The sequence below is a fragment of the Pseudomonas grandcourensis genome (assembly GCF_039909015.1).
GTDB lineage: Bacteria > Pseudomonadota > Gammaproteobacteria > Pseudomonadales > Pseudomonadaceae > Aquipseudomonas > Aquipseudomonas grandcourensis.
In genome coordinates this window covers 6666216-6681354 of sequence record NZ_CP150919.1, presented here as the reverse complement: position 1 = coordinate 6681354, position 15139 = coordinate 6666216, and the positions used below count along the sequence as shown (strand labels likewise).

Sequence of the window (15139 nt, the reverse complement as noted above, 5' to 3'; positions counted from 1 at the left end):
TGCCAGCAACGGCAGGAGGTTTTTCTGATCTCAAGTCCCGGACTTGATCTTGGTCCAGGCCCGGGTCCGCGCACGTTCGGCATCGCGCGGCAGCGGTTGCAGGGTGTAGAGCGTGCCCATCGCCGCATCGGTCGGATACAGGTTAGGGTTATTGCGGATCGCCGGGTCGACCAGTTCCGTGGCGTCCTTGTTCGGGTTCGGATAGCCGACGAAGTCACTGACCGGTGCAATCACCTGCGGCTGCAGCAGGTAGTTGATGAAGGTGTAGGCGTCTTCGGGGTTTTTCGCCCCCTTCGGAATCGCAAGCATGTCGAACCAGATCGGCGCGCCTTCCTTCGGCAAACGCATGTCGACGACCACACCATTCTTGGCTTCCTTGGCGCGGTTGGCGGCTTGCGAGAAGCTGCCGGAATAGCCGACTGCAACGCAGATGTCACCGTTGGCAATGTCGGCCATGTACTTGGACGAGTGGAAGTAGGTGATGTACGGACGGATCTTCATCAGCAGTGCTTCAGCCTTGTCGTAGTCCGCAGGCTTCTTGCTGTTGGGGTCCAGGCCGAGGTGTTGCAGGGCCAGCGGCAAAATCTCTGACGGCGAGTCGAGCAGGGCGACACCGCACTGCTTGAGCTTGCTGATGTTCTCTTCCTTGAAGATCAGGTCCCAGCTGTCTACCGGCGCGTCGGCGCCCAGGACTGCCTTGACCTTGTCCGGGTTGAAGCCGATCAGGATGGTCCCGTACATGTATGGCACAGCGAACTTGTTGCCCGGGTCGTTGGCTTCGATCAGCTTCATCAGCTTGGGATCGAGGTGGTTCCAGTTCGGCAGCTTGCTGCGGTCCAGGGGCTGGAATACCCCGGCTTCGATTTGTTTGGCGAGGAACACGTTGGACGGCACCACCACGTCGTAGCCGGAGTTGCCGGTCAGCAGCTTGGCTTCCAGTGCCTCGTTGGTGTCGAAAATGTCGTAGACCAGTTTGGTCTGGGTGTTCTGGGCCTTGAAGTCTTCCAAGGCCTTGGGGGTGATGTAGTCGAACCAGTTGTAGACGCGCAACGTTCGCTCTTCAGCGTGTGCGGTGCCGCTGAGCAGCGTGGCGCACAGGGCTGGAAAAATAAAACGCTTAAGACTTTTCATTTTTCTACTTCCTCATTAAGCGCTTTCAAAACCTTCGAGAACGTTCACGGCATTGATGCCGATTTCTTCCACCGCGTAACCGCCTTCCATCACGAACAGTGTCGGTACGCCCAAGGCCGCGATGCGCTTGCCCATGGCCAGGTAATCCGGGCTGTCGAGTTTGAATTGCGAGATCGGATCGTCCTTGAAGGTATCGACACCCAGGGACACCACGACGATGTCGGCGCCGTAGCTTTCGATCTCTTTGCAGGCTTGTTCCAGCGCTGCGCTCCAGGTGTCCCAGCCTGAACCGGCGGCCAGCGGATAGTTGAAGTTGAACCCTTCGCCGGCACCTTCGCCGCGTTCATCTTCATAGCCGAGGAAGAACGGGAACTCGGCTTCCGGATGGCCGTGGATCGAGGTGAACAGCACGTCGCCGCGCTCGTAGAAAATCGACTGGGTGCCGTTGCCGTGGTGGTAGTCGACGTCGAGGATCGCGACCTTTTTGTGGCCCTGATCGAGGAACGCCTGGGCGGCGATGGCGGCGTTGTTGAGGTAGCAATAACCGCCCATCAAATCGCTGGCGGCGTGGTGCCCCGGTGGACGGCACAGGGCGAAAGCAGATCGGGCACCGCGCTGGATTTCCGCTTGGGCGGTGAGGGCAACTTGCGCTGCGCTGTACGCTGCTTGCCAGGTGCCGGCGGTGATCGGGGCGCCGCCGTCGAAGCTGTAATAACCAAGCTGGCCGTGGAGGCTGGTGGGTTTGATCGGGCGCAAGGTGCGTCCAGGCCAGGTGTAGGGCAGCAGGTCACCGTCGGTGTTGAATTCGGTCCAGCGTGTCCAGGCACCTTTGAAGAAGTCGAGGTAGTCGCGACTGTGGATGCGCGCGATGGGCTCCAGGCCGAAATCCTTCGGTGCTTCTACAGAGCCAAGGTTCTGGTTTTTTACCCGTTGCAGCACGTGGTCGGCGCGCGAAGGCATCTCGAAGCAGGGCTTGAGTTGACCGTCGATAAGTTCGCAACGGCCGTGGTGCAGGTGATGATCGTCCGAGTAGATCGTCAGCATTTCTTGTTCTCCGCAGGGCTGATTCGGTTGCCCCCAGTGTTGCGGCGCACGGCGAAACGGAGAACGGCAAGAAAGGCCAAAAGGGGATCGATATGGCCAAAACGTTTGACCGAAATTCGCCCCTCGCTCCCACAGGATTACCCATGTGGCCTGAACTGACTGGGCGCCACACCACTCCAGCGCACAAAGGCATGGCGAAAGCTCGCGGTCTCGCTGAAGCCCAACGCTTCGGCAATCTGATAGATCGGCAATTGATCCTCGCAAAGCATTTGCTTGGCCTGCTCGAAGCGCAGTTCGTCGAGCAGTTCCTGATAGCTGCATCCCATGTCCTTGAGATGTCGGCGCAAGGTCCGCGCCGAACAGTTCATTTGCTCGGCCAGCCCCTCCAGCCCGGGCGCGGCATTCAGTTGCGCGCTGAGCAGTTGGCGGATCCGTCCTAGCCAGGCCTGTCGCCCGGTGAACTCGATATTCTGTTTGCGGCAGCGTTCGGCCATGGCTTGATGGGTGATGACATCGGCCAGCGGCAGTGGCTGGTCGAGCCAGTGCTTGTCGAAGGCGAAGGCGTTGTTCCGCGCGCCGAAGTGCACCGGGCAGTTGAAGTGTTCGGCGTAGGTCACTTGGTAGTCGGGCGCGCCATGTTCGAAGCGTGCGCCTAGCAAGGGCAGGGAATGGCCGAGCAGGTCGTCGCAGGTGACTTTCAGCGACACCAGGCAGAACTCGGCGTTGAACACCGCCATGGCCGGGCTCTCGCGGTAATCGGCGGCGGCGAACCAGATGCGCTCGCCATCGTCTTCAAGGCTCAGTTCGAAAAGTGTTCCCAGCAGCGCCGGATAGCGCATCGCCAGACGCAAAGCGTCACCGAAGGTGGCACTGGTGAGCAGGGCGTAACCGAGCATGCCGTAGCAGGAAACGTGCATCCGCCGGCCCAGTTCCAGGCCGATGTCACGCTTGAGGGCAACGGCGTTGGCACAGACCTGCATTTCCTGATTGGTGGTGATGCGCGTGTCGGCACGGTTCAGATCCGCCGCGCTGATACCGCTGCCGGCCAGCAGCGCTTCGCTGGACAAGCCTTGTGCCTTAAAGGCATCGAGGACCAGGGAGACCGCGTTGAGCGTGGTGAGGTGGGAGTGGAGCATGAGGACTTCCAGCCTAGGGGTGGCTGGAACGCAGCAAGTTGTATGCCGGGTGATGTCCCTTGTAGGAGTGAGCCTGCTCGCGATGACGGTGGATCAGTCACATCAATGTGAATGGTAGACCGCTATCGCGAGCAGGCTCGCTCCCACAAGGGTGGTGTGGTGTCAGCTCAGTTCGCCGCACAGGTCGAGTTCGACAAGCCGACGGACTTCGCCCACCTCAAGCCCCGCACCCAACAACCCATGTAATTTGCCGAACGCCGCTTCACGGGTCATGCCGCCACCGGACAACACGCCCACACCGCGCAAGCGACTGCCGGCTTCATAGACATCCAGTTCAACCCCGCCTTCGTGGCATTGCGTGACCGCTACCACGACCACGCCGTTGTCCCGCGCACGGCCGAGGCTGGCGAGAAACCCGGGGTTGTCGCTCGGGCCGGTGCCGCTGCCGTAGCACTCCAGCACCAGACCCTGAATGCCGCTGTCGAGCAAACCATCCAGCACCTCGGCGCCGATGCCGGGAAATAGCGGCAGCACGGCGACGATCGCCAATTGTTTGGGCTGGTTGTAATTCAACTGTGTTGGCAGCGAAGTCGCCTTCATACCGCCGCCCTGACGCTCAAGCCGCTTGAACGGATGCCGACCAAAACTGCGCACCTTGGCGCAACGGGTCGGGTCCAGCAATTCGCCATGGAAGTACAGATGCACGCCCGGCGCCAGGCCTTGGCCCAGTGCAACCAGCGCGCCGCCGAGGTTTTCCCAGGCGTCGCTATCGGTGACGCCGGCCGGCAGCATCGAGCCGGTGAAGCACACGCGGGCATGCAGGCCGAGCAACTGGAAACTCATGGCTGCGGCGCTGTAGGCCAGGGTGTCGGTGCCATGCAGGATCAGCACGCTGTCGCAGCCCTGAACATCGACCGCATCGACCACCGCTTCACGCAACTGCTGCCAATACGTCGGGGTCATGTTGGCGCTGTCGATCAACGGCGACATTTCACGGAAGCGCCAATGCGGCACTACCAACTCAGGCTGGCTGTGCAGATAGTCGTGCATCCGCGCTTCGAAGCCGGATGCCGGGGCCAGGCCGTTGGCGCTGGCCTGCATGCCGATGGTCCCGCCGGTGTAGAGCACCATGACGTGCTGGGCGGCGGGGTAGGTCGAGGAATTCATGGGGATTCTCCGAAAGGAATAGTTCCTGTGGGAGCGAGCAAGTGTGCTCCCACAGTTTTTCGAACTTTAACTGACGGGCGCTGGGGACGCGCCTGTCATTTCACCTGTCAGCGTTGCGCTACAGGTACACCTTGCGGCTCAACTTCAGCCTTGCCGACAGCGGCAGGCGGGTTGGCCGGCCACGCTTGGCGGTCCAGGTCCAGGTCAGGGAACTTGGCAGAGTCGAACACCGGGGTCTTGATGCCAGCAGCGCGCTGGTCATCGTAGTCACGCAGGATGCGCATGCCGACCTTGAACAGCAGGAACAGCGCGATCAGGTTGACGAACGCGAGCATGGTCATGGTGATGTCGGCGAAGGCAAATACGGTGCCGAGGTTTTCGATGGCGCCCCAGAAAATCAGCACCAGTACCAGCGCGCGATAGCCCATCAGCGCCTTGCGGTTTTCACCGATCAAAAAGCGCAGGTTGCTCTCGCCCAGGTAGTAGTTGTAGAGGATCGAGGTGAACACGAACAACGCCAGGGCCACGGAGATGAACATCCGGCCCCAGTCACCGACCACGGCGGCCAGCGAGTTCTGGGTCAGGGCAATGCCGTCGCCTTCGAAGCCCGGGGTGTAGAAGCCGGAGAGCAGGATCAGCAGCGCGGTGCAGGTGCAGATCACGAAGGTATCGAGGAACACGCTGAATGCCTGGACCACACCTTGTGCCACCGGGTGCTCGACCGCCGCGACAGCAGCCACGTTCGGCGCACTGCCCAGGCCTGCTTCGTTGGCGAACACACCACGCTTCACGCCCATGACGATGGCACTGCCGATCAGGCCGCCGAAGGCCTGGTCCAGACCGAAGGCGCTCTTGACGATGGTCATCAACATGCCCGGTACGTGGTCGAACTGCAGCACGATCACGTAGAGGGTCACGCCGATGTACACCAGGGTTTTCACCGGCACCAACAGGTCGGCGACCTTGGCGATGCGCTTGATCCCGCCGATGAACACCAGGCCCAGCAGTACGGCCAGACCGATGCCGGTGTAAGTGGTGTCGAGGCCGAACGCGTTGTTCAGCGAGTGCGTCACGGCGTGGGCCTGCAGGCCGTTGAAGGCGAAGCCGAACGTCACCAGCAGCAGGAACGCCATCAGCATGCCCAACCAGCGTTTTTGCAAACCATGCTGGATGTAATAGGACGGGCCACCACGGAACTGGCCTTCGGAATCGCAGCGCTTGTAGAGCTGGCCGAGGGAGCATTCGAAGAAGCTGCTGGACATGCCGACCAGCGCGGTCACCCACATCCAGAACACGGCACCGGGGCCGCCGAGGGTCACGGCAATGCCGACCCCGGCGATGTTACCCGCACCGACGCGGCCGGCGAGGCTGAGCATCAGGGCCTGGAACGAACTGAGTTGCCCGGCGCTGCTTTTGAGGCTGTCGCGGAACACCGCGAACATGTGGAAGAAGTGACGCAATTGAACGAAACGCGAGCGGATCGTGAAGTAGCTACCGAGCCCGACAATGAGCACGATCAGTACTTTCCCTGAGAGGAAGTCGTTAATGACTTCGAGCATGGATTATTCCTCGCTGTTTTTTGTGTAGGCAACAATGCTGGCCGGACAGACACATCGAGTTACACCCCTTGGCGCACGGCACAACGGGCGGTTCGACGTTCGTCCCGGTTTCATATCGCGGGTTTGTTATTAGTTCGGGTTTCGCATGGGTTGTGGCCTCGCTACCGACGACCGCTCACGCGAAGAGGGGCGGCACTATACCGATGACAGTGCCGTCCGTCTGCACGGTTGTGGTGCATTCGGTGAAGCGAAGCCTTTGAAGCACCCGACGTTACCGGCGTCGGGCTTATGTGGAGATTGCTTTTCTGTGGGAGCGGGCTTGCTCGCGAAAGCGGTGTATCAGATATGGCTTTGTTGAATATGCCGTCGTCTTCGCGAGCAAGCCCGCTCCCACATTGGTCAGTCCCCAGACATAGGTTCTCAGGATCAAACAGTTAAAAAAAAGGGCCTGGAGAGTGATCTCCAAGCCCTCAAAAGGTGAGAGGTGTCTAGTCCCTCGACCTGGTGAGCGGTGCTACAGGTAACGCGTCGGGTTATGCCTTCAGAGGCACCAGACGCGGAGCAATCATGTTTTCCGGGCGCAGGATGTCGGCGAGCATGGCTTCGTCGAGCAGACCTTCTTCGCGCACCAGTTCCAGCACGCCACGACCGCTTTCAAGAGCGAGGCCGGCAATGCGGGTGGCATTTTTGTAGCCGATGTACGGGTTCAGCGCGGTAACCAGGCCGATCGAGTGCTCGACCAGTTCACGGCAGCGTGCTTCGTTGGCGGTGATGCCGACGATGCAGTGCTCGCGCAGCATGTCCATGGCGCGTTGCAGCAGGCGGATCGAGTCGAAGATCTTGAAGGCGATCAGCGGCTCCATCACGTTCAGTTGCAGTTGGCCGCCTTCGGCTGCCATGGTCAGCGCCAGATCGTTACCGATGACCTGGAAGGCCACCTGGTTAACGGCTTCCGGGATAACCGGGTTGACCTTGCCTGGCATGATCGAGCTGCCTGGTTGACGTGCCGGCAGGTTGATCTCGTTGATGCCGGTGCGTGGGCCACTGGACAGCAGGCGCAGGTCGTTGCAGATCTTCGACAGCTTGACCGCGGTGCGCTTGAGCATGCCGGAGAACAGCACGAAGGCGCCCATGTCGGAAGTGGCTTCGATCAGGTCGGCCGCCGGAACCAGCGGTTGACCACTGATCAGCGCCAGGCGCTGTACAGCCAGGGCCTGATAGCGCGGGTCGGCGTTGATGCCGGTACCGATCGCGGTGCCGCCCAGGTTCACTTCAGTCAGCAGTTCCGGGGCCAGCGTCTTCAGACGGGCCAGGTCTTCGCCCATGGTGGTGGCGAAAGCGCGGAATTCCTGACCCAAGGTCATCGGCACGGCGTCTTGCAACTGGGTACGACCCATCTTCAAGACGTGGTTGAATTCCTGGCCCTTGGCCGCAAACGCCTGAATCAGGCTGTCGAGGCTGGCCAGCAGGGCGTCGTGACCGAGCAACAGACCCAGACGGATTGCCGTCGGGTAGGCGTCGTTGGTCGACTGCGCCATGTTCACGTCGTCGTTCGGGTGCAGGTACTGGTACTCGCCTTTCTGGTGACCCATGGCCTCCAGCGCGATGTTGGCGATGACTTCGTTGGCATTCATGTTGGTCGAAGTGCCAGCGCCGCCTTGAATCATGTCCACCACGAACTCTTCGTGGAAGTCGCCGCGGATCAAACGTGCACAGGCTTCGCTGATGGCAGCGTGCTTGGCTTCGCTCAGGTGACCCAACTCACGGTTGGCGTCAGCGGCGGCCTGTTTAACCATGGCCAGGCCGACAACCAGTTTCGGGTAATGCGAAATCGGAACGCCCGAAAGGCGGAAGTTATTCACCGCTCGCAGGGTCTGGATACCGTAATACGCTTGAGCCGGAACTTCGAGGGCGCCAAGCAGGTCATTTTCTGTGCGGAATGATGCAGCGGAGGACATGATAGAAATCATCTCAATATGGACCCGGTCTGTGCCGGAACGCTGCGAATGCTAGGCCTGTGGAGAATTTTGGGCCAATGCTGTTAAACACTAGGCTATGCATATTCGGCATAATGCCCGTGTGACGCCGGCTTGACGGCGAGCGTGTGACCTAAATTGGTGCGTGTCCGGGAGGACGTGATGAATCTGGAAAGCAAATGGCTGGAGGACTTCAGTGCCCTGGCTGCCACCCGCAGTTTCTCCCAGGCGGCCGAGCGGCGCTTCGTGACGCAGCCGGCGTTCAGTCGGCGAATCCGCAGCCTGGAGGCGGCGCTCGGGCTGACCTTGGTCAACCGTTCGCGCACGCCGGTGGAGCTGACGGCGGCAGGGCAATTGTTTCTGGTCACCGCGCGCACCGTAGTCGAACAGCTCGGCGAAGTGCTGCGTCATCTGCATCACCTTGAAGGCGGGCAGGGCGAAGTGATGCAGGTCGCGGCTGCACACTCCCTGGCACTGGGTTTCTTTCCTCGCTGGATCGCGCAGTTGCGCAACGAAGGCCTGAACATCGCCACGCGGCTGGTGGCGACCAACGTCGGCGACGCCGTGCATGCTTTGCGTGAAGGCGGCTGCGATCTGATGCTGGCGTTCTACGACCCTGATGCCGCGATGCAGATGGACCCGGAAATCTTCCCCTCGCTGCACCTTGGCCACACCGAGATGCTGCCGGTCTGCGCCGCCGACGCCGACGGCAAACCCCTGTTCGATCTGGAAGGCGAAGGCAGCGTGCCGCTACTGGCGTACAGTGCCGGTGCGTTTCTCGGCCGTTCGGTGAACATGCTGCTGCGTCAACGGGCGCTACGCTTCACCACCATCTACGAAACCGCCATGGCCGACAGCCTGAAAAGCATGGCCCTGGAAGGCCTTGGCATCGCCTGGGTGCCGCAACTGAGCGTGCGTGCCGAGCTGGCGCGGGGTGAGTTGGTGGTCTGTGGCGGGCCGCAATGGCACGTGCCGCTGGAGATTCGCCTGTATCGCTGCGCTCTGGTGCGCAAGGCCAACGTGCGGTTGTTGTGGCGCAAGCTGGAAGGTGGCGCGGCCCAAGGCACAACCGGTTCTTGAAACCACCAAATGCTCCCACAGGGGATTTTGTTGTTTGGAGCAATCAGGATCGAGCTCAAGTTCCACGGTGTTTTGTGTTGAACGTTGGCTGACCTTCGAGTCAATAAAACCGGCGCTTTGGGCCATATGACAGATGGTCGCAACAGGGGCTGTTTATCTGCTTCATTGAGGTATACTGCGCGGCCTTCGGCCGGTTACGACCGGCCATAATTCGTACAATCAAGCCACGCATCCTGCGTGGCTTGTTGTTTTTTGACGCGCCTGCGGGCGCCCAGAGAGAAGAGGCACGACGATGAGTGCACTGGTTGGCGTGATCATGGGCTCCAAGTCCGATTGGTCCACCCTTAGCCACACCGCCGATATGCTGGAAAAGCTCGGCATCCCCTACGAGGTGAAAGTGGTTTCTGCCCACCGCACCCCGGACCTGCTGTTCCAGTACGCTGAAGAAGCCGAGGCGCGTGGCATCGAGGTGATCATCGCCGGTGCCGGTGGCGCAGCCCACTTGCCTGGCATGTGCGCGGCCAAGACCCACCTGCCGGTGCTCGGCGTACCAGTACAATCGGCAATGCTGTCGGGCGTTGATTCGCTGCTTTCCATTGTGCAGATGCCAGCGGGCGTTCCGGTCGCCACCCTGGCCATCGGCAAGGCGGGCGCGATCAACGCAGCGCTGCTGTCGGCGAGTATCCTTGGCGCCAAGCACCCGCAGTTCCACGAGGTGCTGAAAACCTTCCGTGCTGAGCAGACAGACAGCGTCCTGGACAATCCAGACCCACGCATCGCCTGAGGTTGTTGACGATGAAGATCGGTGTAATCGGTGGCGGCCAATTGGGTCGCATGTTGGCGCTGGCGGGCACTCCGCTGGGCATGAACTTCGCTTTCCTGGACCCGGCGCCGGATGCTTGCGCAGCCGCCTTGGGCGAACACCTGCGAGCCGATTACGGCGATCAGGATCACTTGCGTCAGCTGGCCGATGAAGTCGATCTGGTGACCTTCGAGTTCGAAAGCGTTCCGGCCGAGACCGTGGCCTTCCTGTCGCAATTCGTCCCGGTCTACCCGAGCGCCGAAGCCCTGCGCATCGCCCGCGATCGCTGGTTCGAGAAGAGCATGTTCAAGGACCTGGGGATTCCTACCCCGGCGTTCGCCGACATTCAGTCCCAGGCTGATCTGGACGCTGCCGTGGCCTCTATCGGTCTGCCGGCGGTGTTGAAGACCCGTACCCTGGGTTATGACGGCAAGGGTCAGAAAGTCCTGCGCACGCCAGAAGATGTGGTTGGCACCTTTGCCGAGCTGGGCAGCGTGGCCTGCCTGCTGGAAGGTTTCGTGCCGTTCACCGGTGAAGTCTCGCTGATCGCCGTGCGTGCCCGCGACGGTGAAACCCGCTTCTATCCGCTGGTACACAACACCCACGAAAGCGGCATTCTCAAGCTGTCCGTGGCCAGCACCGATCACCCGTTGCAAGCCTTGGCCGAAGACTACTCCGGCCGTGTGCTCAAGCAGCTGGATTACGTCGGCGTGATGGCGTTCGAGTTCTTTGAAGTCGACGGTGGCCTCAAGGCCAACGAAATCGCCCCGCGCGTGCACAACTCCGGCCACTGGACCACCGAAGGCGCAGAGTGCAGCCAGTTCGAAAACCACCTGCGGGCCGTTGCCGGTCTGCCGTTGGGTTCGACCGCCAAGGTTGGGGAGAGCGCGATGCTCAACTTCATCGGCAAGGTGCCAGAGACCGAGAAGGTCGTGGCCATCGCCGATTGCCATCTGCATCACTATGGCAAGGCCTTCAAGGTCGGCCGCAAGGTCGGTCACGCCAACCTGCGTTGCGCAGATCGCGAAACGCTGACCGCGCAGATCCTCAAGGTCGAAGCGCTGATCGCCGAATAGTTTCATGTGGCAGCGGCGGAACCATTCAGGGGCCGCCGTTCTCTCATGGCAGGATGCCAAAGTCTGACTAGGCTTTCGCATATCTACCAAATCAGAGGGAAATGCCATGGGAATCATCGGAACCATCTTTATCGGCTTGATCGTCGGCCTGCTGGCGCGGTTTCTGAAACCGGGCGATGACAGCATGGGCTGGATCATGACCATCCTGCTCGGTATCGGCGGTTCGCTGGCGGCCACTTACGGCGGCCAGGCTCTGGGCATTTATCAGGCTGGCCAGGGTGCAGGCTTCATCGGTGCGCTGGTGGGCGCTGTTGTGTTGCTGGTGATCTACGGCCTGGTCAAAAAGAACTGAACCAAGCGACAAAGTCCTCTCGGCCGCACAAGCCGGGAGGGCTAGAATGCTCGGCGTTTCCTGATCCTTCCTATACCGAGCACCTTCATGCGCCGTCTTCTGCTGACTCTGATTTTATTGGGAACGGGCTTTGCCCATGCTGGCGAACTGCCGGAAACCGACTGGCTCGAACTGATGCCCAAGTCGGACCAGAAGGCCCTCGAGGCCATGCCCGAAATCGACCACAACTCCCCTGAAGCCAACGGCACTTTCACCGACAAGGGTGGGATGAAGCAGGCCAAGGGCTTGCCGGCGGTGATGTACTCGACCAAGACCGTTGCGTCGATGAACGACAAGAACATCCGCATTGGCGGTTACCCTGTGCCGCTGGAGTCCGACGCCAAGGGCCGCAGTACGCTGTTCTTCCTGGTGCCGTACCCGGGCGCGTGCATCCACGTGCCACCGCCGCCGCCCAACCAGCTGGTGCTGGTGCGCTATCCAAAGGGCCTGAAGCTGAACGATATCTACACGCCGCTGTGGGTCACCGGCACGCTGAAAGTCGAGAAGGTCAGCAATGACCTGGCTGATGCGGCGTATGCGCTGGATGCGCAGAAGGTACGGGTGGTGGAAGAGTCGGATCTGTAACGCGCCGCCAGAAGGCCTGGCACAAAAAACTGTGGGAGCAGCCGGTCGACGCTCCCACATTGGTTTTGTGGTGTTGCTTAGAGCGGCTTGCTACCGACGCTCACGCCCAGGGTATGGCTGGCACCTGGTTTCAGGTTCACCACATCGCCCATCACGTTCGCCGTCTCGATGCACAGCATGCGCTGCCAGCCTTCGTCGGCCATGTCGCTGAACGCAGCGGCGCGGTCGATCCACGGATTCCAGATCACCGCTGTACGCGATCCGCTGCTGGTCAGTTCGATGCGTCGCTCCCAGGCCGGATCGACGATGCTCAGCAGTGGCGGGGCGTTGAGATAGATGCGGTCAGTTTCGCCGGTAAAGCGCAAATCACCGGACTGTTGCCTGGTTTTCCAGTCTTCCAGGGTTTCGATGTAGTTGAGGCCATCCACACCTTCGACATGCACCTCGCGCACATCGCTGACGGCAAAGTAACTGTGCAGCGCCTGGCTGATGCTGACGGTTTCAGCGCCCCGGTTGTGGCTGGTCAGCTGGATGTGCAATTGCTCGTCGAGGCGAATGCTCAGCGTCAAATCCACCTGGTGCGGCCAGCCGGGAAAGCCACCGTCGGGGTAGGGCAGGAGGAATTCGACCTTCAGGCTTTCGCCTTCGGCTTCGATGCCGCCCAGTTCCCAATCCATCGCTCGCACGAAGCCGTGAGCCGACGGTGCTTCATTGCTGGTGCGCATCGCCTGAACGCTTTGCGGGTTGCGCGCAAAGTTGCCGAACCACGGCCAGCACACCGGCACGCCGGCACGGATGCTCTTGCCGGTCTTGAACACGGCCTCGTCGTTGAGCCAGATCAGCGGCGGCTGGCCGGCCAGTTGATAGCTGAGGATGTGCGCGCCTTGCTGGGCCACCAGTAATTCGGCCTGACCGTGGCGGATGCGCCAGCAGTTCAGTTCATCCAGTTTTACGGCTTCAACATTGGGCGTGCTCATGGGACAGCTCTCGATCAGTAACGTGGACGACTATCGACCGCAAAACGGCTACCAGGTTTAGAAACTCTTTCAGCGAGCCCGAGGCGGAACCGAGCGGGTGCGACCGCTGCCGTCGATGGCAACGAACACAAACACCGCTTCGGTCACTTTACGCCACTCGCTGGACAGTGGATCGTCGCTCCAGACCTCGACCATCATCTTGATCGAGCTGCGACCGATTTCCAGGGCCTGGGTATAAAAGGAGAGCTGAGCGCCCACCGCTACCGGAACCAGAAATGCCATGCGGTCGATCGCAACGGTTGCAACGCGCCCGCCAGCGACCTTGCTGGCCATCGCGGTGCCTGCCAAATCCATCTGCGCCACCAGCCAGCCGCCGAAAATATCGCCAAAGCCGTTGGTTTCGCGAGGAAGCGCGGTGATTTGCAGGGCCAGGTCGCCTTGCGGGATCGGATCTTCTTGTTCGAGCTCTATCATTCCGGGGGTGCCTCTGACCCGTGACTCTTCGTTGGTATTGCTGGTGGTAGCCGTCTTCGGGAAAAACGATTCAGCACCGAACATACTACGTTCGTCACGTTTTCCATAAGGCGCCTAAAGGGAAACTCTGCGAAATCGCCTATGAACCTGACAGGCGTTTTCGCACAGCAACCCCTCAAAAACCGGAGCAGGCTTTGAGTATATCGGTCGGTAGACTCCGCGACGACCGTCCGGTTCTCATTTTGACCGTCAAAAACGCACCTCTATGTGCTTTTTCGAACAATTTGCTATCGTGCCGGACCTGCCCAAACCTCAGCCAGCGTTGTTGAAGTTGCAGATCCGACTATAAGAGAAGCCCTTGCCATGACCACAGCGCCCTCGAGCATCGCGCAGCCAGACCAACCCGCACGTCCGCTGACCCGCAACGACTACAAGACTCTATCGCTGTCTGCCCTGGGCGGCGCGCTGGAGTTCTACGATTTCATCATCTTCGTGTTCTTCGCCACGGTGGTGGGCAAGCTGTTCTTCCCGGCGGACATGCCTGAGTGGCTACGCCTGATGCAGACCTTCGGCATCTTCGCCGCCGGCTACCTGGCGCGGCCGCTGGGCGGCATCGTGATGGCGCACTTCGGCGACCTGCTGGGCCGCAAGAAAATGTTCACCCTGAGCATTTTCATGATGGCGGTGCCGACCTTGATCATGGGGTTGCTGCCGACCTATGCGCAGATCGGCATGTGGGCGCCGATCCTGCTGCTGTTGATGCGGGTGATCCAGGGCGCGGCCATTGGCGGTGAAGTGCCGGGGGCGTGGGTCTTCGTTTCCGAGCACGTTCCGCAGCGGCATGTCGGCTATGCCTGCGGCACCCTGACCAGCGGCCTGACGGCGGGCATCCTGCTCGGCTCGCTGGTCGCCACGGCGATCAACAGCCTCTATACCCCGGTGGAAGTAGCGGATTACGCCTGGCGGATCCCGTTCCTGCTGGGGGGTGTGTTTGGCCTGTTTTCGGTGTACTTGCGTCGCTGGTTGCACGAAACCCCGGTGTTCGCCGAGCTGCAACAGCGCAAGGCCCTGGCCGAAGAAGTGCCGCTGCGGGCGGTGCTGCGTGACCATCGTGGTGCGATTGCCATTTCGATGCTGCTGACCTGGTTGCTGTCGGCCGCCATCGTGGTGTTGATCCTGATGACCCCGACTGTGTTGCAGACGGTCTATCACTTCTCGCCAACCACGTCCCTGCAGGCGAACAGCGTGGCGATCGTATTCCTGAGCTTTGGTTGCATTATTGCCGGCGCACTGGCCGATCGCTTCGGTGCGGGACGAATCTTCGTGATCGGCTGTACCGCGTTGCTGGCCAGTTCCTGGACCTTCTACCACAGCCTGGCCGATCATCCCGACTGGCTGTTCCCGATGTATGCCGTGACCGGTCTGCTGGTCGGCACCATCGGCGCGGTGCCGTATGTGATGGTCAAGGCGTTCCCGCCGGTGGTGCGTTTCAGCGGCCTGTCGTTTTCCTACAACGTCGCCTACGCGATTTTCGGCGGTCTGACGCCGATGATCGTCAGCCTGTTGCTCAAGGAGAGTGCGATGGGGCCTGCGTATTATGTGGCGGTGCTGTGCGGGGTGGGGATTCTGGTAGGTGCATATCTCTGGAAGAAGGGCCGCTGACGGCGAACGATCACAGCACTCCTCACATCTATAGTTACAACTGAAAGGCCAGCCTTCTTAGCGGAGTGCTGGCCTTTCA

At 60.8% G+C, this 15139-nt stretch carries 14 protein-coding genes; 6 read left to right on the top strand and 8 right to left on the bottom strand.

The features are described from left to right. Positions 1–30: 30 nt before the first annotated feature. The 6 genes from AABM52_RS30175 to aspA all read right to left on the bottom strand — a co-directional run bounded on the left by AABM52_RS30175 (position 31) and on the right by aspA (position 7995). Positions 31–1131 carry a polyamine ABC transporter substrate-binding protein gene (locus AABM52_RS30175; RefSeq protein WP_347909794.1) on the bottom strand — a complete coding sequence of 367 codons (1101 nt, stop codon included), beginning with the start codon at positions 1129–1131 and terminating at the stop codon, positions 31–33. Between the two features lie 15 nt (positions 1132–1146). Further along, complete coding sequence (locus AABM52_RS30170) at positions 1147–2175, bottom strand: histone deacetylase family protein (RefSeq protein WP_347909792.1); 1029 nt, start codon at positions 2173–2175, stop codon at positions 1147–1149. Positions 2176–2312: 137 nt separating this feature from the next. Next, entirely contained in the window at positions 2313–3311 is a 999-nt protein-coding gene (locus AABM52_RS30165) for an AraC family transcriptional regulator (protein ID WP_347909791.1), read from the bottom strand. Between the two features lie 162 nt (positions 3312–3473). Then, on the bottom strand, positions 3474–4478 hold the full coding sequence (locus AABM52_RS30160) for an asparaginase (protein ID WP_347909790.1): 1005 nt from the start codon (positions 4476–4478) through the stop codon (positions 3474–3476). A 107-nt stretch (positions 4479–4585) separates the two neighbouring features. Next, complete coding sequence (locus AABM52_RS30155) at positions 4586–6037, bottom strand: alanine/glycine:cation symporter family protein (RefSeq protein WP_347909788.1); 1452 nt, start codon at positions 6035–6037, stop codon at positions 4586–4588. A gap of 533 nt (positions 6038–6570) precedes the next feature. After that, complete coding sequence (aspA, locus tag AABM52_RS30150; RefSeq protein ID WP_008045549.1) at positions 6571–7995, bottom strand: aspartate ammonia-lyase; 1425 nt, start codon at positions 7993–7995, stop codon at positions 6571–6573. Positions 7996–8175: 180 nt separating this feature from the next. Here aspA and AABM52_RS30145 point away from each other — a divergent pair, with 180 nt between their 5' ends. From AABM52_RS30145 to AABM52_RS30125, 5 genes are all read left to right on the top strand, one after another. Beyond that, on the top strand, positions 8176–9093 hold the full coding sequence (locus AABM52_RS30145; RefSeq protein ID WP_008045548.1) for a LysR substrate-binding domain-containing protein: 918 nt from the start codon (positions 8176–8178) through the stop codon (positions 9091–9093). Positions 9094–9385: 292 nt separating this feature from the next. After that, on the top strand, positions 9386–9877 hold the full coding sequence (gene purE, locus AABM52_RS30140) for a 5-(carboxyamino)imidazole ribonucleotide mutase (protein WP_347909787.1): 492 nt from the start codon (positions 9386–9388) through the stop codon (positions 9875–9877). Positions 9878–9888: 11 nt separating this feature from the next. Further along, positions 9889–10971, top strand: coding sequence for a 5-(carboxyamino)imidazole ribonucleotide synthase (locus AABM52_RS30135; protein ID WP_347909786.1), 1083 nt, complete (start codon positions 9889–9891; stop codon positions 10969–10971). 106 nt (positions 10972–11077) lie between these two features. Then, the gene (locus tag AABM52_RS30130; protein ID WP_007928514.1) at positions 11078–11323 is read left to right on the top strand and encodes a GlsB/YeaQ/YmgE family stress response membrane protein; all 246 of its coding nucleotides are present in this window, start codon (positions 11078–11080) and stop codon (positions 11321–11323) included. 87 nt (positions 11324–11410) lie between these two features. After that, positions 11411–11947, top strand: coding sequence for a DUF3299 domain-containing protein (locus tag AABM52_RS30125; RefSeq protein ID WP_347909785.1), 537 nt, complete (start codon positions 11411–11413; stop codon positions 11945–11947). Between the two features lie 77 nt (positions 11948–12024). On the opposite strand, the gene AABM52_RS30120 is transcribed toward AABM52_RS30125, so the two are convergent. Further along, positions 12025–12924, bottom strand: coding sequence for a D-hexose-6-phosphate mutarotase (locus AABM52_RS30120; protein ID WP_347909784.1), 900 nt, complete (start codon positions 12922–12924; stop codon positions 12025–12027). Between the two features lie 69 nt (positions 12925–12993). Beyond that, positions 12994–13398 carry an acyl-CoA thioesterase gene (locus AABM52_RS30115; protein WP_007942704.1) on the bottom strand — a complete coding sequence of 135 codons (405 nt, stop codon included), beginning with the start codon at positions 13396–13398 and terminating at the stop codon, positions 12994–12996. Positions 13399–13761: 363 nt separating this feature from the next. On the opposite strand from AABM52_RS30115, the gene AABM52_RS30110 reads away from it, so the two are divergent. Continuing rightward, positions 13762–15060, top strand: a complete 1299-nt coding sequence (locus AABM52_RS30110; protein WP_347909783.1) for an MFS transporter — start codon at positions 13762–13764, stop codon at positions 15058–15060. The last annotated feature ends 79 nt before the right edge of the window (positions 15061–15139 follow it).

Coding starts and splice junctions, on each gene's coding strand:
- aspA (WP_008045549.1), bottom strand. CDS start 7,995: ATGTCCTCCGCTGCATCATTCCGCACAGAAAATGACCTGCTTGGCGCC.
- AABM52_RS30170 (WP_347909792.1), bottom strand. CDS start 2,175: ATGCTGACGATCTACTCGGACGATCATCACCTGCACCACGGCCGTTGC.
- AABM52_RS30160 (WP_347909790.1), bottom strand. CDS start 4,478: ATGAATTCCTCGACCTACCCCGCCGCCCAGCACGTCATGGTGCTCTAC.
- AABM52_RS30120 (WP_347909784.1), bottom strand. CDS start 12,924: ATGAGCACGCCCAATGTTGAAGCCGTAAAACTGGATGAACTGAACTGC.
- AABM52_RS30135 (WP_347909786.1), top strand. CDS start 9,889: ATGAAGATCGGTGTAATCGGTGGCGGCCAATTGGGTCGCATGTTGGCG.
- AABM52_RS30125 (WP_347909785.1), top strand. CDS start 11,411: ATGCGCCGTCTTCTGCTGACTCTGATTTTATTGGGAACGGGCTTTGCC.
- purE (WP_347909787.1), top strand. CDS start 9,386: ATGAGTGCACTGGTTGGCGTGATCATGGGCTCCAAGTCCGATTGGTCC.
- AABM52_RS30175 (WP_347909794.1), bottom strand. CDS start 1,131: ATGAAAAGTCTTAAGCGTTTTATTTTTCCAGCCCTGTGCGCCACGCTG.
- AABM52_RS30130 (WP_007928514.1), top strand. CDS start 11,078: ATGGGAATCATCGGAACCATCTTTATCGGCTTGATCGTCGGCCTGCTG.
- AABM52_RS30115 (WP_007942704.1), bottom strand. CDS start 13,398: ATGATAGAGCTCGAACAAGAAGATCCGATCCCGCAAGGCGACCTGGCC.
- AABM52_RS30155 (WP_347909788.1), bottom strand. CDS start 6,037: ATGCTCGAAGTCATTAACGACTTCCTCTCAGGGAAAGTACTGATCGTG.
- AABM52_RS30110 (WP_347909783.1), top strand. CDS start 13,762: ATGACCACAGCGCCCTCGAGCATCGCGCAGCCAGACCAACCCGCACGT.
- AABM52_RS30145 (WP_008045548.1), top strand. CDS start 8,176: ATGAATCTGGAAAGCAAATGGCTGGAGGACTTCAGTGCCCTGGCTGCC.
- AABM52_RS30165 (WP_347909791.1), bottom strand. CDS start 3,311: ATGCTCCACTCCCACCTCACCACGCTCAACGCGGTCTCCCTGGTCCTC.